The following is a 20,692-nucleotide window of genomic DNA, read 5'->3' on the forward strand; positions in this document are numbered from 1 at the left end:
CGAGAGATACGCCCTAGTTACTCGCCCGTGGCGCCGTCGAGGCGTTCCCGGAGGAGGTCGGCGTGGCCGTTGTGGCGGGCGTACTCCTCGATCAGGTGCAGGTAGAGCCAGCGGACCGAGTACCCGTCCTCGTAGCGCGGACGGATGAAGGTTCCGTCGAGCGGATGCTGCGCGGCGAGCGCGTCCGAGAGCTTCACGATCTCCCGGTAGTCCTCGAGATCCTGCTCGGCCTGTTCGGGGGTGACGAGGTCGAAGTCGCCGTCGGGGTGCTCGGCGGTCCAGTACTTCGGTGGCGAGTCGTGGCCGGCCAGTGCGCGATGGATCCAGTACTTCTCGACCTCGCTCAGGTGCCGCACGAGCCCGATCAGCGACATGCTCGACGGCTCGACGGTCCGTCGTACGAGCTCTTCGCCGCTCAGCCCGGACAGCTTCCAGAGCAAGGTCCCGCGGTGGAAGTCGAGGAACCCCTGCAACAGCACGCGCTCGTCGGCAACGGTCGGCGGATCCACGCGGAACTCAGTCGTCACGAGCAGAACTTAACCCGTGTGACGAGCGTCCTGTGGATATCCGGCAGGGATTCGGCCTCCGGTGCCGTACTCTGTAGTGGACGGTCCGCCCAGTTCTGCCTCGGGCCGGTGCGCGCAAACACTCTGCGCCAGCAGTCGACCACCACGCGCCGCGGCCTCGCAGCCGCGCCGGGCAGGACGACCCCCGACTTTTTGGAGTACCCCTATGGCGGCCCGCCGCCCCACGTCTACAACCACGCACGACCAATCCGCCTCCCCGTCCCGCAGGCCCACCGGCGACAAGCCGGCCAGGGACCCGCGCGCCGGACAGAACCGGCCGCGTCGCCGCCGCCGTTCCGGCGCCGGACGCTCCCAGCCGACTGCCGAGCAGCCGACTGCCGAGCAGCCGCTGGATGTTGCTATCAGCAATGAACCCGTTGCTGTCGACAACCGCACGTTCGCCGAGCTCGGCGTCCCCGACCGCCTGGTGGCCGCCCTGGCTGCGGCCGGCGTGTCGAAACCGTTCCCGATCCAGGCGGCCACGTTGCCGGATTCCCTGGCCGGTAAGGACGTTCTCGGCCGCGGCCGCACGGGATCGGGCAAGACCTACGCGTTCGTCCTGCCCGTCCTGGCGAGGCTCGCGGCGAGTGGGACCAAGCGCCGGCCGAACCATCCGCGCGCGCTGATCCTCGCGCCGACCCGTGAGCTCGCCACCCAGATCCAGGCCTCGATCACCCCGCTCGCCGACCTCCTCGGCCTGCGCTCGATGACGATCTTCGGCGGTGTCGGGCACGGCCCGCAGATCAGCGACCTGCGCAAGGGCGCCGACATCGTGGTCGCCTGCCCGGGGCGGCTGGAGGACCACATCACCGCCGGTCACGCGAAGCTCGGCGCGGTGGAGATCACCGTGCTCGACGAGGCCGATCACATGGCCGACCTCGGCTTCCTTCCCGCCGTACGCCGGATCCTCGAGGCGACCCCTGCCACCGCCCAGCGGCTGTTGTTCTCGGCCACGCTGGACGCCGGCGTCGACGTCCTGGTCCGGCGTTTCATGACCAAACCGGTCACGCACAGCGTCGACTCGGCCCAGTCGCCGGTCGCCCGCATGACGCACCACATCCTGCACGTGGAGCCGGACACCCGGCTTCCGGTGCTGGTCGACCTGACCGCGGCGCCGGGACGATCGCTCGTGTTCACGCGGACGAAGTACGGCGCCAAGGCCCTGACCCGGAAGCTGATCGCCCAGGGCGTCCCAGCCGTCGAGCTGCACGGGAACCTGTCCCAGGGCGCCCGGACCCGGAACCTGGAGGCCTTTGCCGACGGTTCGGCGAAGACCCTGGTCGCGACCGACATCGCGGCCCGCGGCATCCACGTCGACGGCGTGACGCTGGTGATCCACGCGGACCCGCCGGTCGAGCACAAGGCGTACCTGCACCGGTCCGGCCGGACGGCCCGCGCCGGTGCCGAGGGGACGGTCGTCACGCTGATGACCGACGACCAGGTGCGCGACGTCCGCGACCTGACCCGCAAGGCCGGGATCGCGGCGAAGGTCACCAAGCTCACCACCGGCGACCCGCTGCTGTCCGACCTCGCCCCGGGCGAGCGGACGTACGTCGCACCGCCGGAGAAACCGGCCGCCGAGCCGCGCGCGGCCGGCCAGCGCCCCGCCGGGCAGCGCTCGACCGGGCAGCGATCCACCGGGCAGCGCTCTGGTGGTCAGCGATCCGGTGGTCAGCGATCCGCCGGTCCGTCGGGCCGGTCGTCCGGCCAGGCGCAGGGCCAAGGCCGGGGTCGCGGCCGCCGCCGTAGGCCCGGGCGGCAGGCTGCCTGAGGTCCGGGGCACGCCTTCCACGTCCACGGCGTGGAAGGCGTTCCCTAGTCTTGCTGCCGACGATGTTTCGACGACGGCGGAGAGGGCGCTGATGCGGGTTCGAACGGTCCTGAACGATCTGGTGCCGGAAGCGCTGGGTGTCACCGATGCCCACGACCACCTGTTCTTCCGCTCAGTGGCACTGCCGCCGGACCAAGCGCTGGACGACGCCGCGGCTGCGGTCGCCGAGGTCCGGGCCTTCGCGGACGCGGGCGGCCAGGCGATCGTCCAATGGACCCCGCACGGCCTGAACCGGCGAGCCGACCTCCTGCCCGGCATCTCGACCAGGACGGGCGTCTCGATCGTCGCCGCGACGGGCCTGCATCGGCGCGAGCACTACCCGGAGGGGTACGTCGACAAGGTGCAGGACCAACTCGCCGAGATCTTCGTCCGCGAGCTGACGACCGGCATCGGCGACACCCAGGTCCGGGCCGGGCTGATCAAGGTCGCCGGTGGGTTCCATGCCCTCGACGTGCACGCCGAGCTGGTGATGCGCGCCGCCGCCGAGGCCCATCACGTGACGAACGCGCCGATCGCCGTACATCACGAGCTGGGATCCGCCGCTGACGCCGTACTCGATCTGCTGGTCGACAAGCTCGACGTACATCCAGCTGCGGTCGTGCTCGGTCACCTCAACCGGTTCCCGGATCATCGGGCGCATCTCGACCTGGCGCGACGCGGTGCGTGGCTGGCGTTCGACGGGCCGTCGCGTGCGAACAGCGCGACCGATCCGCGGTTGATCGACTGCCTCGCCGCGCTCATCGACGCCGGGTACGCCGACCGCCTGCTGCTCGGCGGCGACACCACCAGCGCGCGGGCGCGGGCCGCGACCGGCGAGGGCCCCGGTATGCCGTATCTGCTGACGCATCTCAAGCCACGCCTGACCAGGTACTTCGGGGCGGACATCGCCGACGCGGTGTTCCGCGCCAACCCCGCGCGCGCCTTCGCCACGGATTGGCGGATGTAGGCGGTAGCGTCCGGCCATGAGTGCCATCGCGCAGGTCTTCGTCGTCGTCGCGGGTGTGTTCCATGTCGCCGTGTTCGCCATGGAGAGCGTGCTGTTCCGCAAGCCGAGCACCTACCGCCAGTTCCTGGTGAAGGACGCCGCGGTGGACGCGGTGCGGCCGTGGGCGTTCAACCAGGGCTTCTACAACCTGTTCCTCGCGATCGGCGCGCTCGGCGGCCTGATCTGGGGCGGCGACAAGGGGCATGCCATCGCGCTCTTTGCCTGCGCGTGCATGGCGGGCGCCGGCGTCGTACTCGTTGCTTCCGACCGCCGGATGCTCCGAGCGGCCGCCTCCCAGGCGCTGCCGCCGATCGCCGCACTCGTCCTCGCCGCAGTTCTGTAGTTGACTTAAAGTGCACTTGAGGGCCGAAGGTTCTCGGCATGACAACCCTGGCCGAGCCGACCACTGAGACAGGCGGCGTCCTCTCCCCGCAGTACCGCGCGTTGACCGTCGGGATGGTCGCGCTGATCACCCTGGTCGCGTTCGAGTCGCTGGCGGTCGCGACCGCGATGCCGACCGTCGCACAGTCCCTCGACGGCCTGAACCTGTACGCACTCGCGTTCGGCGGTCCGCTCGCGTCCGGTGTGGTCGCGATGGTCGTCTCCGGCACCTGGAGTGACCTGAAGGGCCCGACCCGTCCGCTCTGGCACGGTACGGCGTGGTTCCTGGCGGGCCTGCTGATCGCGGGGCTGGCGCCGTCGATGGAGGTTCTCGTCGCGGGCCGGATCATCCAGGGCTTCGGATCGGGTCTGCTCACGGTCGCGCTGTACGTCGTGGTGGGTCAGCTGTACCCGGCGCGCCTGCGCCCGCGGATCTTCGCCGCGTTCGCGACCGGTTGGGTCGTACCGTCGCTCGTCGGTCCGGCGATCGCGGGACTGATCGTCGAACACACCAGTTGGCGGCTCGTGTTCCTCGCCGTACCGGTGATCGCGGTTCCGGCGGCGCTCGTGATGCGGCCGGGGCTGGCGCGGGGGAGTGCGTACGACGTCCGGCCGGGGCGCATGTGGGACAAGAGGGCGCTGTGGGCGGTCGCGGCCGCGGTCGGTGTCGGTCTGCTGCACTACGGCGGGCAGCAGCGCGGCGTCGTACAGATAGTGCTGCTCGTGATCGGTCTGGCCGGTGTGATTGCCTTCGGGCCGCGGTTGCTGCCGTCGGGGACGTTCGCTTTCGGGCGCGGGTTGCCGTCGGTGATCGCGCTGCGCGGTCTGGTCGCGGCGGCCGGGTTCGGCGCCGAAGTGTTCCTGCCGCTGATGCTGGCCCGCGAACGCGGCCTGTCGCCCGCGCTCGCCGGACTCGTGCTGACGGTCAGCGCACTGAGCTGGTCGGCGGCGTCCTGGTACCGCGGACGGCCGAACCAGCCGTTCTCGCACGCGGTCTTCCTGCAGGCCGGCATGCTCGCGATCCTGCTCGGGATCATCACGGCGGCTCTGACGCTCAACCCGGACGTCCCTGTGGTCGTCGGCATCATCGGCTGGAGCCTGACCGGACTCGGTATGGGGACTGTGTTCCCGACCCTGTCGGTGCTGGTCCTGGAGTACTCCGAGCGCGACGAGCAGGGCGCCAACAGTTCGGCGCTGCAGCTGAGCGACTCGTTGTCGACCGCAACGATCTTGGCGGTGGGCGGATCGCTGTTTGCGGCGATGGAGCCGCATTCCGCGGTGACGGCGTACCTCGTCGCGTTCGGTCTTCCGGCTCTGCTCGCGCTGCTCGGCGTCCCGGCGGGCCGCCGTACCGCTACTCCTTAGAGCCGGTCACCGCGATGCTGGCACCGAGGCCGATGATCATCAGGCCGCCGGTGCCACCGACCAGTTCGAGCCGACGCGGCGAGCGGGCGAACCACTCGCGCGCCGTACCGGCCACGAACGCCCAGACGCTGTCCGAGCAGAGCGCGATCAGGATGAAGATCAGCCCGAGCAGCAGGATCTGCACCCACGCCGGGCTGCTCGCGCCCTTGTCCACGAACTGCGGCAGCGCGGCCGCGAAGAACACCGCGGTCTTCGCATTGGTCACCCCGACCAGGAACCCCTGCCGCACCGTCCTCCGCCCGCTCGACGGCTTCACCCCACCGGCCAGCGCCGCGGCCAGCGACTTCCGCGAGCGGAACGCGTGGACACCGAGATAGATCAGGTACGCCGCACCGGCAAGCTTCACCACGGTCAACGCGACCGCACTCGCCGCGATCAAGGTCCCCAGCCCGAGCGCGATCAGCACCAGCATCACCGCCGCGCCAAGCGTGTTCCCGACCATCGTCAACACCGCCTCCCGCCGCCCAACCGCCAACGCGCGCCCCACGATGAACAACACACTCGGCCCCGGGATGACGATGATGACGAACGCAGTAATCGCAAACGCAAACAAATGCTGACCGGACGGCATCTCCCAAGACTAATCGGAAGTCGCGGATCAGCCACGCGTGCTGGCTGGGTGAACGCGACTTTCGACCGGCAGGAGACGGTCTTGTGTTGGTGGCCTCAGGGCCTCAGGGCAGCCGCGGTCGGCGGACGACGAACGTGCTTGGGACCGTGCCGTACACGTGCTCAGGGTTCGTTCCATCGTCCGGTCCCCTCGCGCGGCACTTCGGTTGCGGTGTGCCGCGGCGCATGCCCCGTCATGTCAGTCGGCTCTTCGAAGAGCACCGGCCTAGCCGTCGCACGCGAGCGGCAGCTCGCAGGTCGTCGGCGGCAGCCGGCAACTCCCGGCGTCAGCCGGAAACTAGAAAGACAGCGCTAAGCGGGGGGCGGGTGGGAGCGCGCGGAGCAGGTGCGCTGAGGAGCTTCGCGACAAAGGAAGCACCTGCGAAGCATGCGTGGGCTGACCACATCCCAACCCTCCACCTACCCACATCCCGTTTCTCCACAACCCAGTCAGTCTCTCCGTCCCGGGTGTGGGTGGGATTGGTCACCGGCGCGCCGGGGTGCGTTGACCGGGGGTTGGGTGGGGCTCTACGGTTCGAGGGTCAACCTGCGGTGCCACGAGGGAAGCCGGTGGGAATCCGGCACGGCCGCGCCACTGTGATCGAGTTTCGGCTCGTAAGTCAGGACGCTCGGGTACCAGCAGCCTTTCTAAGGGGACGCGCACTTCCCCAGGAGGTTCAGTTCAGATGGCAGCTCCTGCCCGGTCGGTCGCCGTACCGGCTCTCTCGCCCAAGCTTCTCTCCGTCGCGCTGCTCAGCGTCGGTTTGATGCTCCTGCTCGCGTATCTGGTCGGGTTCGACCAAGGTGCGGTGTCCCAGTCGGGGATGTTCCTGCACGAACTGATGCACGACGGACGCCATCTACTCGGCGTGCCCTGCCACTAGATCAGATGCGCACCTTCGGATCGCTCCTGGTGCGCGGACTGATCGTCGGACTCTTCGCCGGCCTGCTGGCCGGAACCTTCGCCTATGTGACGGGCGAGCCGCGTATCGACGCGTCGATCGCGATCGAAGAGGCCGGCGCTCACGCGCACACCCATGCTCATGAAGAAGACCACCACGAGGACCCGCTCGTCAGCCGTGACGGCCAGCGGGCCGGTCTGTTCCTCGCCACCAGCCTGTACGGCGTCGCGCTCGGCGGACTGTTCGCGGTCGCGTTCACGCTGCTGCGCCGCAAGCTCCGGACCGGGAACGACGCGTACGCCGCGCTCGGACTCGCCGCGGCGGGCTTCGTCGGCATCGTGGTCGTCCCGTTCCTCAAGTACCCGCCGAATCCGCCCGCGGTCGGTGATCCGGACACGATCACCCGGCGGACCGTCACCTACCTGCTCACGCTCGTGATCGGACTGCTCGCGGTCTGGGCAGGCGTCGCGCTGTCCCGATGGGCGGCGCGGTACGGCGATGTCGCCCGCCTCGCCGGTGGTGTCGCCGGACTGGTCGGCACCGTGGTGGCGGCGTACCTGATCCTGCCCGGGATCAACGAGGTTCCGGAGTCGTTCCCCGCTACGCTGCTGTGGCAGTTCCGGTTCGCCTCGCTCGGTACGCAGGCGACGCTGTGGCTCCTGATCGGATTCGGGTACGCCGTCGCGGTGGATCGCCGGCCGATCCGATCGAAGGTGGCTGCCGCGTGACGGTGCGGAACACGTCGCTGACCCTGCTCGCGCACGCCTTGACGCCCGCGTTGCGCGGACTCGTGCTCGGTGGTGACGCCGAGCCGGATCCGGCGAGTGTCGAGGCGGCGCGCGAGCTGAAGTTCTCGGCCGACGTCGTGTACGCCGGGCCGGAGCGGGCCGCCGTACGGACAGCTGCCGCGCTCGGGTACGACGACCCGGTGGTCGAGCCCGCGCTGCGGGACCGCGGGTACGGCGAGTGGACCGGTCGCGGGCTGGAGGAGTTGCTCGCCTCCGATCCACAAGCCGTGTCCGCCTGGCTCGAGCGCCCGCACACCGCGACGCCCGGCGGCGAGACCGAGAACGACGTCCTCGCCCGGGTCGCCGACTGGCTGGGGGACGTCGCCGAGCGGGAACCCGGTTCGGCGCTGGCGATCGTCCACCCGGCGGTCGTCCGCGCGATCGTCCTGTACGTCGTCGACGCGCCGGCCGAGTCGCTCCGGCACATCGACGTACGCCCACTGGCCGTGGTCAACCTCTCGCACCACAGCGGCAACTGGTCCCTGGCCATCAGACCTTAGGACCTGACAAACTGCGACTCGTCCGGTCTCACGCCCACGGGGTCGGTTGTCACGGGGAGTCGCGATGTCCGATGAACTGGCCGAACAGTTCCGCGCGAGTCATCAGGTGCTCGTCGCTGCCCGTGACCGCCTGCAGGCCGCGGTCGACGCGGGTACGGCGACCAACGACCAGCGGACGCGGCTGGACACCGTCAAGGAGCTGCTCACACCGGTCAAGACGACCGCTGTCGATGCCGACGGCAACGTCACCGAGGTGGAGCGGCCGCGGCAGTTCCTCAAGGTCGATCCGGAGGGACAGGGGCGCGCGGTCGAGGTCCTCGGTGACCTCCAGCAGGCACAGCACGTGGCCGTACTGGTGCCTGGGACGGGCAACAGTCTGGACACGGCCCGCGGGCTGGCGGACCGCGGTGACCTGGTCCGGGCGGAGGCCGGTCCCGGTACGGCGGTCGTCGTGTGGCTCGACTACGACTGTCCACAGAACGTTCTCGAGGCTGCCCGGCTGGAGGCGGCGATCGAGGGCGGGCCCAGGCTCGCGGAGTTCCTGGGCGAACTCGACGACCTGAAGGCGGACGATGCCGACGTCACCGTGGTCGCGCACTCGTACGGCACCGATGTCGCGGCTCAGGCGTTGCTGGCAGGCGCCCGGCCGGACAGGGTGGTGATGACGGGCTCTCCGGGCCTCGCGAAGGACATCGACGAGGCCGCCGACTTCATGCATCCGGAGACCCGGCTGTACACCGAACGCGCGCCCGGGGACTACGTGTCGTACACCGAATGGCACGGAACGGACCCGGCGACCTTCCCGGACGCGGTCCGGATGGCGACGAGCGATCCGAGCGGGAACGACGCGGCACCTGTGCAGTGGCACGACGAGTACTACCGCCTGAACAGCGAGGCGCTGCGCAACATCGGACGGGTGGTCCGCGGCGACCTGACCAGCATCACGACCACGAAGACGAGTAGGGCCGAGGAGACCAAGCTCGTCCTCGGTACGTCGTGGGGCGATCCGCTGAACCGTGTCGTCCGGCTGGCCTCGGCGGGAGTCGCGGCCCTCACCAAACCCTCGAGGGCGTCGGCCTCCGCCGCGCAGATCGCGGCGAACCGCGCGAACGGCGCGGACCGGATCAGTCGGTCGGAAGGGCGGCGGCGATGACGGACGGGCGGGAGTTCCTGCGGAGCGAGCTGTTGGCGGTGGCGGAAGCCGTCGTACCGGATCAGCGGCCGGTCGTCACGCATGACCCGGGACCGGTGAATCCCGGCGTACTGTTCGACGGCCGTGGATCGGCCACCGTCTGCCGGGTGACCGTCGAGACCGGTAACCCCCGGTCCCCGGATCCGGCCGCCGCAGTCGAGGCCGCGGCCGGGGCGCTGCGGGCGCGCGGCTGGACCGCGGACGTCGCACCACCGGAGAGCGGTCACTACCGGGTCGCCGCCTCCCGGGCCGGGTTCGAGGTGGCGGTCCACGCGTGGTCGGCGGACTGGCGGATAACGTTCACCGGGGAGACTCCTGTCGTTTCTTGACGACAGATGTACGGCGTGTCCTCGCGGGGCTTGGCCGCACGGTGTATCACGGAAGCGTGACCTTGACCGAAGCGCGCAACTACCTCCGCTCGGAACTCCTCGCGGTGGCAGCCACCGTCGTACCCGACCAGACGCCGACGGTGACCCAGGACGTCGGTCCCGTCGACCAGGGCGCCCTGTCCGGCGACCGGGGCGCGGAGTCCGTCTGCACGATCACGGTCGAGAGCGGCGACCCGACCACCGCTCCCGATCCCGAGGCCCAGATCGGGTTCGCCGCGGAGACGCTCGAATCCCGTGGCTGGAAGGTCACCATCTCCGAGGTCGCCGGCGACTGCCACGAACTGGTCGCCCGCCGCGAGGGCTACGACCTCACCGTCACCGCCCGCAGCACCGACTGGCACCTCACCTTCACCGGTCAGACCCCGTACGTCGAGGATCTGTAAGTCTCAGCCGGTCGCGGCGCGCTCCGCAGCGCTGCGGAGCACGCAGAACTCGTTGCCTTCGGGGTCCTGCATCACGACCCAGCCGGTGCCGTCCGGGTTGCGGTGGTCGTGGGCGACGGTGGCGCCGAGGGTGAGGAGCCAGGCGACCTCCTCGTCGCGGGGACCGTCGGGTTCGAGGTCGAGGTGGGCGCGGTTCTTGACGGTCTTCTCGTCGTTGTTCTGCTCGAAAAGGATCGTCAGGCCGTCGGTGTTGACGGCGGCGTACGGGTCGCCGGGCTGGTCGTCGTCGGGGCGCTCGGCCTTCAGGACCTGCAGCCAGAAGCCGGCGATCTCGTACGGGTCGTGGGCATCGAACGTCACCGTTCGCACGCGAGAAGTCATGCGCCGAGGTTACGTGCGGATCCGGCTGACCGTCCTCGCGATTACCTGCGGAACAGCAGCCGGTCCTCGGGCAGCTCCGAGGGGTACGGCGTGAAGCCCGCCGCGACCGCGATGTCGGTGAGCCCGGGCGCAGTCCAGCGATGGACGTGGACGTTCATCGGATGACCGCCGTACCCGGACGTCTTGTGCGTGCTCTCGGTGCCGACGTGGAAGCCGATCAGGAGTACGCCGCCTGCGGCGAGCACCCGGTGGAACTCGGCGAACGCCTGCGGTACGACGTCGCGCGGCAGGTGGATGATCGACCACCACGACACGATGCCCGCGACCGAGCCGTCCGGTACGTCGAGCGCGGTCATCGAACTCACGCGGAAGTCGAGGTCCGGGTGGTCGCGGCGGGCGACCTCGATCATCCCGGGGGAGAGGTCGATCCCGACGACCCGCAGACCGCGCGCGGCCAGCAGAGCGGTCGTCCGCCCCGGTCCGCAGCCGACATCCAGGACGGGACCCGCCGGAGGGACCAGTTGGGTGAGCAGGTCGAAGGCGGCGTCCTCCCCGTCGGCGCCGTCCACCACGCGCTCGGCGTACGAAACCGCGACGTTGTCGTACGAGGCCCTGATATCGGCGAGGTAATCGGTCACCCGGCCGACTCTAGAGCCGGCCGGGGACAGTTTCTCAGGCCTTGCCGAGGGACTGCTTCTGGCGGCCGAGGCCCTCGATCTCCAGCTCCATCGTGTCGCCCGGCGACAGGTACGGGAACCGGCCCGACAGCGCGACGCCCTCCGGCGTTCCCGTGTTCACGATGTCACCCGGGCTCAGCACCATGTACTGCGACAGGTCGCGGATCAGCGCCGCCACCGAGAAGATCATGTCCTGCGTGGTCGAGTCCTGCCGCGGCTCGCCGTTCACCCACGACTTCAGGCGCAGGTTCTGTACGTCCTCGATCTCGTCCGCGGGGACGAGCGCGGGACCGAGCGGGTTGAACGTCTCGCAGCACTTCCCCTTCGACCACTGGCCGCCGGACACCTCGATCTGGAACGCCCGCTCGGACACGTCGTTCGAGACGGCGTACCCCGCGATGCAGGCCAGCGCGTCCTCGTCGGTGTCGACGTACCGCGCCTGCTTGCCGATCACGACCGCGAGTTCGACCTCCCAGTCGGTCCTCGTCGAGCCGCGCGGCACGAGCACCTCGTCGTACGGACCGACGACGGTGTTCGGGTGCTTGAAGAACACGATCGGCTGCTTCGGCGGCTCGGCCCCGGACTCGGCGGCGTGGGCCGCGTAGTTCTGGCCGATGCAGACGACCGCGCCCGGCCGGGCGACCGGCGCGCCGACCCGCAGGCCCTCGGCGCCGGCGACGGGCAGCTCGCCGGCGGCCAGCGCGGCGCGGGTCCGGGCGATACCGTCACCGGCGAGGAACGGCCCGTCGATGTCGGCGGTCAGCGGGCTGAGGTCGTGAACGGTGCCGTCGGCGGCGCGCACGTACGGGCGCTCCTCGCCGACTGCCCCGAGGCGGAGCAGTTCCACAGATGTCTCCCTGCGTCGGTCAGTCCTTGTTGGCAGCGTCGAACATCGGCCGCAGGCGCTCGCGGGAAGCCTCGATATGCGACCGCATCGCCGCGATCGCGTCCTCCGGTTCGCCCTTGCGGACGGCGGTCACCACAGCCTTGTGCTCTCGCAACGCCTTCGTCGCGATGCCGCCACCGTAGTACAGCCGGAACAGGTGCAGGTGGCAGTGTGTCCGCTGGAAGGACAGCCGGGCGGTCTCGTTGCCGGACAGCTCCAGCACCAGGTCGTGGAACCGCTGGTCGTGCGCGGCCATCGCCCGGTAGCTCTCGTACGACGGGCGGTCCGGTACGTCGGTGTAGCTGAGCATCTCGGACTTGAGCCGGGCGAGATCCTCGGCGCCCGCCCGCTCCGCGGCACGCCCGGCCGCCCACGGCTCGATGTGCAGCCGGTACTCGAAGAGGTCCTCGAACTCCTCGCGGGTCAGCCGCGACGACACCCGGTACCCGCGCAGCGGCTCCTTGATCACCAGGCCGTCGGACTCCAGCCGGGCCAGCGACTCCCGGATCGGGGTCTGCGAAATGCCCAGTTCACGGGTCAGCGCGTCGATGTTCAGCCGCGTGCCCGGCTCGACCACGCTGTCCATGATCAGGCCCTTGACCGTCTCGTAGACGTCGTCGCTCAGCACCTGTCGCTGGGGCAGGCGGGTGAGCTGCCCGGCCAGACCCGCATGCGCATCCGTCACCTGTCGCTCCTCCCAGAGGAAGCCATTCTGCCCGACTCGCGGTCCGTCTTGACGCGTCCAGTGTGAAGCGGGAGCATCGGGATGCGCAATATCCTATAGGATCTTGGGAGACAATGGTGAGTACGGCGATCGTCCGGGCCGAGGCGTTCCTGGTCGACCTCGAGGTGGAGACCGTCCGGACGGACGCCGTCCAGGCGTTTCTCAAGCAGGAGACGATCTTCGTCTCGCTGGTCACGGCGGACGGGCTGACCGGGCTCGGCTACTCGTACACGATCGGGACCGGCGGGACCGCCGTACTCGCGCTGTTGCGGGACCACCTGCTGCCGCGCCTGGTCGGGGCGGACGCGCGGAACGTCGAGGCCCTCTGGTCGGACCTGTTCTGGTCCACCCACGCGACGACCGTGGGCGCGATCACCTCACTGGCCCTCGCCGCGGTCGACACCGCGCTGTGGGACCTGCGGTGTCTCAGGGCCGGCGAGCCGTTGTGGCGGTTGGCTGGTGGCTACCGGCAGCGCGTGCCGCTGTACGACACCGAGGGCGGTTGGTTGCATCTGACAACCGACGAGCTCGTCGCGGGGGCGTTGGCGTCGCAGAAGGCCGGCTGGCCGGGCGTGAAGCTCAAGGTCGGCAAGCCCCGCATGCACGAGGATCTCGAGCGCCTGCGCGCCGTCCGGGACGCGGTCGGACCCTCGATGGACATCATGGTCGACGCGAACCAGTCGATGACGTACCCGGAGGCTCGTCGCCGGGCCGCTGCTTTCGAGTCGGTGGACCTGTCGTGGTTCGAGGAGCCGTTGCCGGCCGACGACGTGACCGGGCATGTGCGGCTCGCGGAGTCCACGTCGATCCCGATCGCGGTGGGGGAGTCGTTGTACTCCGTTTCGCAGTTCCGGGAGTACGCCGCCGCGGGCGGGGCCGGCATCGTCCAGGTGGACGTGGCGCGGATCGGCGGGATCACGCCGTGGCTGAAGGTGGCGCATCTGGCGGAGACGTTCAACCTGGAGGTGTGTCCGCACTTCCTGATGGAGTTGCATGTCAGCCTGACGGCGGCCGTACCCAACGGCCGGTACGTCGAACACATCCCGCAGTTGCGCGCGATCACGTCGAGTGAGATGGATATCGTCGACGGGCACGCGGTCGCTCCGGACACACCCGGTCTCGGAATCGACTGGAACCAGGACGCCATCGACGACCGCCGGGTCGGATGAGGAAGGTCTGAGCATGAGCAGAGTCGACGCCCACCACCATGTGTGGGACCTGACCGTCCGCGAACAGAGCTGGATGGCCGGACCCGAGATGGACCCGATCCGGCAGACCTTCACGATCGACGACCTGGCGCCACTGGCCGCCGCTGCCGACATCACGTCGACCGTGGTGGTGCAGACCGTCGGGCTGGTCGAGGAGACGGTCGAGTTCCTGGAGCTTGCTGCCGGCAACGACCTGGTCGCCGGTGTGGTCGGGTGGGTCGACCTGACCGCGGACGACGTCGCCGACCAGCTGGCAGGTCTGCTGGCACGGCCGGACGGCTCGTATCTGAAGGGGATTCGCCACCAGGTCCACGACGAGCCGGACACCGACTGGCTGCTGCGCCCCGACGTACAACGCGGCCTCGCCGCTGTCGCCGACGCCGGCCTCGTCTACGACCTCCTCACCAAGCCACCGAACCTCCCCGCCGCAGTCCAGACCGCCCGCAACCTCCCACAACTGACCTTCGCAGTCGACCACATCTCGAAGCCCGCAATCGGCGAGCCCCTGGACCCGTGGGCCACCCAACTCCGAGAACTGGCAGCCCTCCCCAACGTCACCTGCAAACTCTCCGGCATGGTCACCGAGGCCCCCTGGCACACCTGGAAACCCACAGACCTCCAGCCGTACGCCGATGTGGTCCTGGAAGCCTTCGGCGCGGACCGAGTCATGTTCGGCTCCGACTGGCCCGTCTGCCTCCTCGCCGCCACCTACGCCGAGGTAGCAGAAACCGCCGAAACCCTCACCTCCGCACTGTCCCCAACCGAACGGCACGCCGTCTTCACCACAACCGCAACCCACACCTACAACCTGTAATACCCGGCACATGCTGGGATGGGGCAATGAAGCTTCACGTCGTGGAACGGGGTGCGGGGGAGTTCCAGCAGTCGCTGACGGCGGAGGAGATCGAGGCCGTTTGCCACCGCGCATTCGGAGCGGTGAAGCCACTGGCAGCCGTCGAGCTGGGGTACGGGATGTACAACAGCGTCTACCGGATCGAGCTGGCTGGGCGTCCTGAACCGGTGGTTCTGAGGGTCGCGCCGGAGGACCAGGCGCAGTTCGGGTCAGAGCTGCACCTGATGCGGAACGAGTACGCCAGCCTGCCTTGGTTGGCGGTGATCGCGCCGTTGATGCCCCGAGTGCTGGCTGTGGACTGGTCGCATGACGTCGTGGACCGGGACTGGATGATCCAGAGCTGTCTGCCGGGTATTCCGGCGCCGAAGCAGCTCGGGCAGTATCCGCGGTCCGGGCGTACGACGTTCTTCCGGCAGCTCGGCGCGATCGCCCGAACCGTGCACGACGTACGCGGGCCGTACTTCGGTCGCGTGGCCGGGCCGCCGTACGCCTCCTGGAGCGAGGTCGTGATCGCATCGCTCACACAGATCGCCGAGGACCTGGAGCAGGCGGATCTCGACGCCGCCGACGTACGAAAGGCTGCCGCGCTCGCGGCCGGGGGACGCGCGACGCTGGACGAGGTGCAGGAGCCGCGACTCCTGACGGGTGATCTGTGGACTGTGAACTGCCTGCTGGACGCCGACGCACCTGTGCCGCGGATCTCCGGAGTGCTCGACTTCGACCGGACCGAGTTCGGCGATCCCGCGGCGGACTGGACGATCCGGATGGCGCAGGCGAAGGACGACGAACGGGAGGCCTTCTGGGAGTCGTACGGCGTTCTGGACCGATCACCCGCCGCGACGTGGCGGTCGGCGATCTACGAAGCCCGGCATCTCGCAGCGATCCGCCTCGAGCGCCACCGCCTCGCCAAGCCCGAAGCAGTCCACGAAAGCTACGCCGCGATGGCTGAGGTCCTCGTTGAGCTCACGTGAGTCGGCATGGTCAGGCGCGGCGGCCGGCGCGGGTCGCGAATTGGTCGAGGGCGTTGATCACATCGCGTGCAATCCACGCCCGGTCGCGCTTACCCGTCGAGACCTGCTTCAGGATTGCCATCTCGACGAGTTGATCTACCGCGCGCTGTGCAGCGGGCTGTGAGACGTCGAGATACTGCTGGATGTGCTTGACGGTAACTGCAGGCTGGCTGAGCAGGTGTGGCAGGAGCCGCCGCGCCGCCGACCCCTTCCGCGACGGTAGGGTGTCCTGCCACTCGGCGTAGATCCCGGTGAGGTCGTCGACCAGTCGCCGGCCGTTGCCGACAGCGGTGAACGAGGCACGGCTGAACTGCAAGATGATCGGTGTCGGGTCACCGTCGCGGTACGAGCCCAGCGCGGCGAAGTACGCCTCGGTATCGATGAGCAGACCGGCCGATACCGGGACCGTCAGACGCCGGGTGACGCCGGCTCGACGCAGCATCGCGTGCACCAGTGTCCGGCCGGTGCGCCCGTTTCCGTCGTTGAACGGATGGATGGTCTCGAACTGGGCGTGGGCGATGGAGACCTGGCTGAGGACCGGCATGTCGGTTCGCCGGCAAAAGGTGACCAGGTCCTCCATCAGCGCGGGAACCCGAGCGTGCCTGGGTGGGACGAACGTGGCAGTGTGCGGAGTCGATCCGCCCCCGATCCAAACCTGTTCGTCCCGGAACCGGCCGGGGTGGGCATGGATCTGGCCGTGCATCAGGGCGCGGTGCGCAGCCAGGATCGAGTCAGTACTGAGGTCATCGGCCAGGTCGATCGCCTGCTGCATGGCTTCGACGTTGGCGGCGACCATCCTGGCGTTCTGGCCTGAGGATTCGTTCAGTGTCGCGATCGCCAGTGCTTTCGCCCCGGCGGTGACGCCTTCGATCTGCGAGGAGGAGGCCGACTCGGTGCGTAGCAGGACGACGGCGAGTGGCGCGAGCTCGCCATCGGCTCGCGGGAGCGACGCGGCCAATTCGGCGTCGAAGCGGGAGATCTCGACCAACGCATCCTCGGCTTCCGCGGCAACGTCGGAAGGGATGTCGAAAGCCATGCCCGAGATCGCCGGCGGGACGGAGGCAAGGTACGGCCCTCTGGACGCTTCCCGCTCACGACGGGACATGGGAGTCTCGCGCTCGTTCCAGTCACAGCGCTCCCAAGCGACCGCGAGCTGAGCATCTCCGGGTTGGTTCACGCTGTCCACTGTATAACTTTATGCCAGTAAGGTTATTTAACAGCCTGCTCCGTGACGAACTCGACGCGGACGCCGAGGAGGCGGATGGGGCGGTTGAGGGTGAATTTCTGCAGGATGGTGAGGGCTGTGGTGGCGATGAGTTCAGGGTCCTGGGTGGGTTCGGGGAGTTTGCGGCTCTTGATGGGGGTGTAGAAGTTGATGAAGCGGACCTTCACCGAGACGCGTTGGATGGTGCGGCCTTCGGCGACGACCTCCCGGGTGACGGCGACGGCGATGCGGTGGAGTTCGCGTTCGATGTCGGGGCGTTCGACCAGGTCGGCCGGGAAGGTTTCCTCGTGGCTGCGGGAGACGGGTTCGCGGGGTAGGTCGGTGACCTGGGTGTCGCCGAGGCCGCGGCCGAGGGCGGCGTACCAGGCGCCCATCTTCGGGCCGAAGCGTTTCTTCAGCACGTCCAGGTCGGCGGCGGCGAGTTCGGCGACCGTGGTGATGGCGAGTTCGTCGAGGTTGCGTTCCATGCGGGGGCCGATGCCCCAGAGGTCGCGGACGGGGCGGTGGTCCATGACGGAGCGCCAGTTGTCCGCCGTCAGCCGGTAGATGCCGGCAGCGGGGCCGGCGCCTTCCAAGGGATCGGCGCCTTCGAAGGGCTCGGCGTGGGAGCGTTCGTGCTTGGCGAAGCCCGTGGCGAGCTTGGCGCGGGTCTTGTTGTCGCCGATGCCGACCGAGCAGGTGAGCCCGGTACGGGACTCGACGGCGGCGCGGAGCTCGGCGGCCAGCGCCTCCGGCTCGTCGGTCTCCGCGCCGACGAAGCACTCGTCCCAGCCCCACACCTCCACCACGACCGGGAACGACCGCAGCGTGTCCATCACCTCGGCCGACGCCGCGTCGTACGCCGCGGGATCCGACGGCAGGAAGACGGCGGTAGGACACTTCTTGTACGCCGCCCGCACCGGCATCCCGGAATGTACGCCGTACGCTCGCGCCTCGTACGACGCCGTGGCGACCACCTGCCGTGAGCGGGTCGGGTCACCGGACCCACCCACCACGACAGGCAGCCCTCGCAGCTCAGGCCGGCGCCGGATCTCCACGGCCGCGATGAACTGATCCATGTCCACGTGCAGGACCCACCAGCTCATACGTCACAGGTAACCACATCAACTGGACGCACTGGAGTACGTCAGCAGGCCGCGCCGCCACAACAACCGCACCAGGAGCAGTGCCACCACCGCCAGCCCGAGCCCGGCAAAGACCGGTCCCCACCCGAGATCGCCGGCCAGCGCCTGCACCGGGAACGTCGTCGCGAACGCCACCGGGAACGCGAACGTCAGGAACGTCCGCACCGCGACCGGGAAGAACACCAGCGGGTACCGCCCGGCCTCCATCAGGTTCAGGAACACGAACCCGATCGGATTCACCGACTGCAGCCAGAACGCCAGGAACGACATCGCCGACCACACCGCCGTCAGCAGCACCAACCCGCAGCCGACCAGTACGACGGCCTGCAAGACCTGCGCCAACGACGGCGCGATCCCGGCCTGCACCAGCCCGATCACCAGCACCACGATGCCGCTGGCAACGTTCGTCAGCTCCGCGACGTTGATCCAGCGCAAGGTCAGGTAGAACTGGCTCGACACCGGCCGCAGCAGGACGCCGTCCAGCTCACCCTCGGTGAGGTACGTCGTCATCCGGTTCAGGTTCGGCGCCACGAACGTCGCGATCAGTCCTGTGACGATTTGGAACACGCCGACGAGCGCGATCACCTCCGCCCGCGACCACCCGTGGACCTCGGCCGTGAACCCGAACAGCAGCAACGTCGGCACGATCCCGAGCCCCAGCTGCACCAGCCCGACAAGCAGCGTGGTCAGGAAGTGCGCACGGAAATGCGTCTCCCGGACCACCGCCTGTGCGAAGAACCGCCGCCACAACCGCACGTGCCGCCGCTGCTTGTGCAGCCAGGTCCGGTCCAGCGGCGGCTTGTCCGAAAGGTACGTCGTCATGCGCCCACCGCCGAATACGCGCGGATCCCCGCCGCCCAGACAAGCCGGGCGATCACCGCGAACACCACGACGTACCCGAGCTGGAACCCCAACCCCACAAGCAACTCGCGCCCGGTCAACTGACCCGCGACAATTTCCACCGGGAACGACACGGTGTACCGGAACGGCTGGTTGTCGACGAACCCCTGCGACCACGCCGGCATCAGCGCCAGCGGTACGACGGAACCGGACAGCACACTCGCCACGATCACGCGGGCCTGCACCAGCGCGCTCACGTCGTCCATCCAGAACGCGAGCGACGCGATCAGGATGTCGATCGTGAACACCAGCGCGGCCCCGAACAGGATGCTGACCGCGAACAGAACCCACCGGCCCGCGTCCGCCGGGATGTTCATCGAGTCCCGGAAGATCCACCACACGATCCCGATCATCGGCACCAGCGCGAACAGCTTGAGGAACTTCTCCGACACGTTGTTCGCGAGGAACCCGACCAGCAGCGACGCCGGCCGGATCATCCAGCTCGACAGCTTCCCCATCCGGATGTCGGTCGCGAGGAACCCGGCCATCCACGACGACGTCGCCATCGTGACGAAGCCGAGCAGCACGAAGTACGTCGTGACGTACCGCTCGTCGACCGGCAGCTCGGCGCCGCTCGCGAGCGCCGTCCGCCAGATCAGCAGCGAGATGATCGGCATGGTGATGTTCGCCAGCATGAAGATGATCCATGCGCCGCGGTACACGGACTGCTGCGCGATCTCGGCCGCCGTCATCCGCCGTACGACACGCAGGTTGCGGAGTACAGCGTTCATGAGGCGTCCCCGAGCGTGCTGCGGCGCAGGAACAGGTCGCGCATGATGTCCTCGATGTCGGCGTCCGCGACGTCGAGGTCGACCAGCGGGCCCAGGCGGGTCAGCTGCTCCATGACGAATCCGGCGCGGTCCCGATCCGCTTCGAGCTTCACGGTCGGCCCGGACACGTCCACCGCGCTCAAGCCGTCCAGCCCGGCGAGGAGCGCCGCGTCGACCGGAGCCGCGTACGTCGCGTGCACGAGCTTGCGCGGGCGCGCCGTCCGGACCAGGTCGTCGAGCCCGCCGTCGAACTGCAGTCGGCCGTGGTCGATGATCATCACCCGTGAGCAGAGCGCCTCGATGTCGTCCATGTCGTGGCTGGTGATCAGGATCGTCGTACCGCGGAGCTTGTTGACGTCGGCCAGGAACGACCGGACGCGGGCCTTCGCGACCACGTCCAGGCCGATCGTCGGCTCGTCCAGGAACAGGATCTCCGGTCCGTGGACGAGCGCGGCCATCAGCTCGAGCTTCATCCGTTCACCGAGCGAGGTCTTGCGGACCTGCACGTTCAGCAGGTGTTCGACCTCGAGCAGCTCGGCGAGCTCGGCGACGTTCCGGTCGAACTCCGCGGTGGACAGGCCGTACATGTCCTTGTGCAGCAGGAGGCTCTCCATTGCCGGGACGTCCCACCACAGCATGGTCTTCTGCCCCATGACGAGCGCGATCCGGCGCAGGTAGTCGTGCTTGCGGTCCGACGGGGTGTGGCCGAGCACCTCCAGGTCGCCGGAGGTGGTGTAGAGCAGGCCGGACAGCATCTTCAGCGTGGTCGTCTTGCCGGCGCCGTTCGGCCCGAGCAGGCCGACGACCTCGCCGCGGTCGATCGAAAAGGAGATCCGGTCGACCGCGAGCCGGGTCTCGTACTCGCGCCGCACCAGGCTTTTCAGCGCACCGCCGAGTCCGGCGCGCTGCTGGTGGAACGTGTAGGTCTTGGTCAGGTCCTGTGCCGCGATGACCGGCGGCAGGTCGTGAACAGGCGTCACGGA

The 20,692-nt window shown here is 69.1% G+C and carries 24 protein-coding genes and 1 riboswitch; of the genes, 13 read left to right on the top strand and 11 right to left on the bottom strand.

Going from position 1 to position 20,692, the window contains the following annotated elements:
- Positions 1-17: 17 nt before the first annotated feature.
- Positions 18-527 (bottom strand): DinB family protein, encoded by a 510-nt coding sequence (locus BJY22_RS06820; protein ID WP_337758298.1) that lies wholly within the window; start codon positions 525-527, stop codon positions 18-20.
- Between the two features lie 205 nt (positions 528-732).
- Between BJY22_RS06820 and BJY22_RS06825 the strand changes: the two genes are divergently transcribed.
- The 4 genes from BJY22_RS06825 to BJY22_RS06840 all read left to right on the top strand — a co-directional run bounded on the left by BJY22_RS06825 (position 733) and on the right by BJY22_RS06840 (position 5,128).
- Positions 733-2,337: a DEAD/DEAH box helicase gene (locus BJY22_RS06825; protein WP_238350304.1), complete on the top strand. Its 1,605-nt coding sequence runs from the start codon at positions 733-735 to the stop codon at positions 2,335-2,337.
- A gap of 91 nt (positions 2,338-2,428) precedes the next feature.
- Positions 2,429-3,343 carry a phosphotriesterase family protein gene (locus BJY22_RS06830; protein WP_167204487.1) on the top strand — a complete coding sequence of 305 codons (915 nt, stop codon included), beginning with the start codon at positions 2,429-2,431 and terminating at the stop codon, positions 3,341-3,343.
- A 16-nt stretch (positions 3,344-3,359) separates the two neighbouring features.
- Positions 3,360-3,725, top strand: a complete 366-nt coding sequence (locus tag BJY22_RS06835) for a DUF1304 domain-containing protein (protein ID WP_167204489.1) — start codon at positions 3,360-3,362, stop codon at positions 3,723-3,725.
- A gap of 38 nt (positions 3,726-3,763) precedes the next feature.
- Positions 3,764-5,128, top strand: a complete 1,365-nt coding sequence (locus tag BJY22_RS06840) for an MFS transporter (protein WP_167204491.1) — start codon at positions 3,764-3,766, stop codon at positions 5,126-5,128.
- Here the strand turns inward: BJY22_RS06840 and BJY22_RS06845 are convergent.
- Positions 5,118-5,759: a LysE family translocator gene (locus tag BJY22_RS06845; RefSeq protein WP_167204493.1), complete on the bottom strand. Its 642-nt coding sequence runs from the start codon at positions 5,757-5,759 to the stop codon at positions 5,118-5,120. The two genes, BJY22_RS06840 and BJY22_RS06845, sit on opposite strands and share 11 nt — an antisense overlap.
- Positions 5,760-6,355: 596 nt before the next feature.
- Positions 6,356-6,429, top strand: a riboswitch (adenosylcobalamin (AdoCbl) riboswitch).
- Between the two features lie 54 nt (positions 6,430-6,483).
- On the opposite strand from BJY22_RS06845, the gene BJY22_RS06850 reads away from it, so the two are divergent.
- The 6 genes from BJY22_RS06850 to BJY22_RS06875 all read left to right on the top strand — a co-directional run bounded on the left by BJY22_RS06850 (position 6,484) and on the right by BJY22_RS06875 (position 9,951).
- Positions 6,484-6,681 carry a CbtB domain-containing protein gene (locus tag BJY22_RS06850; protein WP_167204495.1) on the top strand — a complete coding sequence of 66 codons (198 nt, stop codon included), beginning with the start codon at positions 6,484-6,486 and terminating at the stop codon, positions 6,679-6,681.
- Between the two features lie 5 nt (positions 6,682-6,686).
- Positions 6,687-7,427: a CbtA family protein gene (locus BJY22_RS06855; RefSeq protein WP_202891018.1), complete on the top strand. Its 741-nt coding sequence runs from the start codon at positions 6,687-6,689 to the stop codon at positions 7,425-7,427.
- Positions 7,424-7,987 (top strand): histidine phosphatase family protein, encoded by a 564-nt coding sequence (locus BJY22_RS06860; RefSeq protein ID WP_337758300.1) that lies wholly within the window; start codon positions 7,424-7,426, stop codon positions 7,985-7,987. Before BJY22_RS06855 ends, BJY22_RS06860 begins: the two co-directional genes overlap by 4 nt.
- A gap of 64 nt (positions 7,988-8,051) precedes the next feature.
- Entirely contained in the window at positions 8,052-9,140 is a 1,089-nt protein-coding gene (locus tag BJY22_RS06865; protein WP_167204497.1) for an alpha/beta hydrolase, read from the top strand.
- On the top strand, positions 9,137-9,508 hold the full coding sequence (locus tag BJY22_RS06870) for a hypothetical protein (protein WP_167204499.1): 372 nt from the start codon (positions 9,137-9,139) through the stop codon (positions 9,506-9,508). Before BJY22_RS06865 ends, BJY22_RS06870 begins: the two co-directional genes overlap by 4 nt.
- A gap of 56 nt (positions 9,509-9,564) precedes the next feature.
- A complete protein-coding gene (locus BJY22_RS06875) occupies positions 9,565-9,951 on the top strand; it encodes a hypothetical protein (RefSeq protein ID WP_337758302.1) in 387 nt (128 codons plus the stop codon).
- Positions 9,952-9,954: 3 nt separating this feature from the next.
- Here BJY22_RS06875 and BJY22_RS06880 read toward each other — a convergent pair whose 3' ends face one another.
- From BJY22_RS06880 to BJY22_RS06895, 4 genes are read right to left on the bottom strand one after another with little or no spacing between them, the layout of a single operon-like run.
- Entirely contained in the window at positions 9,955-10,332 is a 378-nt protein-coding gene (locus BJY22_RS06880; RefSeq protein ID WP_167204501.1) for a VOC family protein, read from the bottom strand.
- A 41-nt stretch (positions 10,333-10,373) separates the two neighbouring features.
- Positions 10,374-10,970, bottom strand: coding sequence for a methyltransferase domain-containing protein (locus tag BJY22_RS06885; RefSeq protein ID WP_167204503.1), 597 nt, complete (start codon positions 10,968-10,970; stop codon positions 10,374-10,376).
- A gap of 34 nt (positions 10,971-11,004) precedes the next feature.
- Entirely contained in the window at positions 11,005-11,856 is an 852-nt protein-coding gene (locus BJY22_RS06890) for a fumarylacetoacetate hydrolase family protein (RefSeq protein ID WP_167204505.1), read from the bottom strand.
- A 19-nt stretch (positions 11,857-11,875) separates the two neighbouring features.
- Positions 11,876-12,580, bottom strand: a complete 705-nt coding sequence (locus tag BJY22_RS06895; RefSeq protein ID WP_167204507.1) for an FCD domain-containing protein — start codon at positions 12,578-12,580, stop codon at positions 11,876-11,878.
- 116 nt (positions 12,581-12,696) lie between these two features.
- On the opposite strand from BJY22_RS06895, the gene BJY22_RS06900 reads away from it, so the two are divergent.
- Genes BJY22_RS06900 through BJY22_RS06910 form a run of 3 tightly spaced genes read left to right on the top strand, consistent with a single transcriptional unit; the run spans position 12,697 to position 15,651 of the window.
- On the top strand, positions 12,697-13,788 hold the full coding sequence (locus BJY22_RS06900; protein ID WP_337758303.1) for a mandelate racemase/muconate lactonizing enzyme family protein: 1,092 nt from the start codon (positions 12,697-12,699) through the stop codon (positions 13,786-13,788).
- A gap of 13 nt (positions 13,789-13,801) precedes the next feature.
- Entirely contained in the window at positions 13,802-14,641 is an 840-nt protein-coding gene (locus tag BJY22_RS06905) for an amidohydrolase family protein (RefSeq protein WP_167204510.1), read from the top strand.
- Positions 14,642-14,667: 26 nt separating this feature from the next.
- Positions 14,668-15,651 carry a phosphotransferase family protein gene (locus BJY22_RS06910; RefSeq protein ID WP_167204512.1) on the top strand — a complete coding sequence of 328 codons (984 nt, stop codon included), beginning with the start codon at positions 14,668-14,670 and terminating at the stop codon, positions 15,649-15,651.
- Between the two features lie 10 nt (positions 15,652-15,661).
- Here BJY22_RS06910 and BJY22_RS41445 read toward each other — a convergent pair whose 3' ends face one another.
- The 5 genes from BJY22_RS41445 to BJY22_RS06935 are packed head-to-tail and all read right to left on the bottom strand — an operon-like array spanning position 15,662 to position 20,689.
- Positions 15,662-16,867 (bottom strand): Fic family protein, encoded by a 1,206-nt coding sequence (locus BJY22_RS41445; protein ID WP_202891019.1) that lies wholly within the window; start codon positions 16,865-16,867, stop codon positions 15,662-15,664.
- A gap of 32 nt (positions 16,868-16,899) precedes the next feature.
- Complete coding sequence (locus BJY22_RS06920) at positions 16,900-18,000, bottom strand: DNA polymerase IV (RefSeq protein WP_167204514.1); 1,101 nt, start codon at positions 17,998-18,000, stop codon at positions 16,900-16,902.
- 18 nt (positions 18,001-18,018) lie between these two features.
- A complete protein-coding gene (locus BJY22_RS06925) occupies positions 18,019-18,861 on the bottom strand; it encodes an ABC transporter permease (protein ID WP_167204516.1) in 843 nt (280 codons plus the stop codon).
- A complete protein-coding gene (locus BJY22_RS06930; RefSeq protein ID WP_167204518.1) occupies positions 18,858-19,670 on the bottom strand; it encodes an ABC transporter permease in 813 nt (270 codons plus the stop codon). Before BJY22_RS06930 ends, BJY22_RS06925 begins: the two co-directional genes overlap by 4 nt.
- On the bottom strand, positions 19,667-20,689 hold the full coding sequence (locus BJY22_RS06935; RefSeq protein WP_167204520.1) for an ATP-binding cassette domain-containing protein: 1,023 nt from the start codon (positions 20,687-20,689) through the stop codon (positions 19,667-19,669). Before BJY22_RS06935 ends, BJY22_RS06930 begins: the two co-directional genes overlap by 4 nt.
- Positions 20,690-20,692: the final 3 nt, after the last annotated feature.

The sequence above is a fragment of the Kribbella shirazensis genome, assembly GCF_011761605.1.
Lineage (GTDB): Bacteria > Actinomycetota > Actinomycetes > Propionibacteriales > Kribbellaceae > Kribbella > Kribbella shirazensis.

What these genes read in the sequence shown, in the direction of transcription:
- BJY22_RS06825 (WP_238350304.1), top strand. Translation starts at nt 733, where the DNA reads ATGGCGGCCCGCCGCCCCACGTCTACAACCACGCACGACCAATCCGCC.
- BJY22_RS06830 (WP_167204487.1), top strand. Translation starts at nt 2,429, where the DNA reads ATGCGGGTTCGAACGGTCCTGAACGATCTGGTGCCGGAAGCGCTGGGT.
- BJY22_RS06835 (WP_167204489.1), top strand. Translation starts at nt 3,360, where the DNA reads ATGAGTGCCATCGCGCAGGTCTTCGTCGTCGTCGCGGGTGTGTTCCAT.
- BJY22_RS06840 (WP_167204491.1), top strand. Translation starts at nt 3,764, where the DNA reads ATGACAACCCTGGCCGAGCCGACCACTGAGACAGGCGGCGTCCTCTCC.
- BJY22_RS06845 (WP_167204493.1), bottom strand. Translation starts at nt 5,759, where the DNA reads ATGCCGTCCGGTCAGCATTTGTTTGCGTTTGCGATTACTGCGTTCGTC.
- BJY22_RS06850 (WP_167204495.1), top strand. Translation starts at nt 6,484, where the DNA reads ATGGCAGCTCCTGCCCGGTCGGTCGCCGTACCGGCTCTCTCGCCCAAG.
- BJY22_RS06855 (WP_202891018.1), top strand. Translation starts at nt 6,687, where the DNA reads ATGCGCACCTTCGGATCGCTCCTGGTGCGCGGACTGATCGTCGGACTC.
- BJY22_RS06865 (WP_167204497.1), top strand. Translation starts at nt 8,052, where the DNA reads ATGTCCGATGAACTGGCCGAACAGTTCCGCGCGAGTCATCAGGTGCTC.
- BJY22_RS06870 (WP_167204499.1), top strand. Translation starts at nt 9,137, where the DNA reads ATGACGGACGGGCGGGAGTTCCTGCGGAGCGAGCTGTTGGCGGTGGCG.
- BJY22_RS06880 (WP_167204501.1), bottom strand. Translation starts at nt 10,332, where the DNA reads ATGACTTCTCGCGTGCGAACGGTGACGTTCGATGCCCACGACCCGTAC.
- BJY22_RS06905 (WP_167204510.1), top strand. Translation starts at nt 13,802, where the DNA reads ATGAGCAGAGTCGACGCCCACCACCATGTGTGGGACCTGACCGTCCGC.
- BJY22_RS06910 (WP_167204512.1), top strand. Translation starts at nt 14,668, where the DNA reads ATGAAGCTTCACGTCGTGGAACGGGGTGCGGGGGAGTTCCAGCAGTCG.
- BJY22_RS06920 (WP_167204514.1), bottom strand. Translation starts at nt 18,000, where the DNA reads ATGAGCTGGTGGGTCCTGCACGTGGACATGGATCAGTTCATCGCGGCC.
- BJY22_RS06925 (WP_167204516.1), bottom strand. Translation starts at nt 18,861, where the DNA reads ATGACGACGTACCTTTCGGACAAGCCGCCGCTGGACCGGACCTGGCTG.
- BJY22_RS06930 (WP_167204518.1), bottom strand. Translation starts at nt 19,670, where the DNA reads ATGAACGCTGTACTCCGCAACCTGCGTGTCGTACGGCGGATGACGGCG.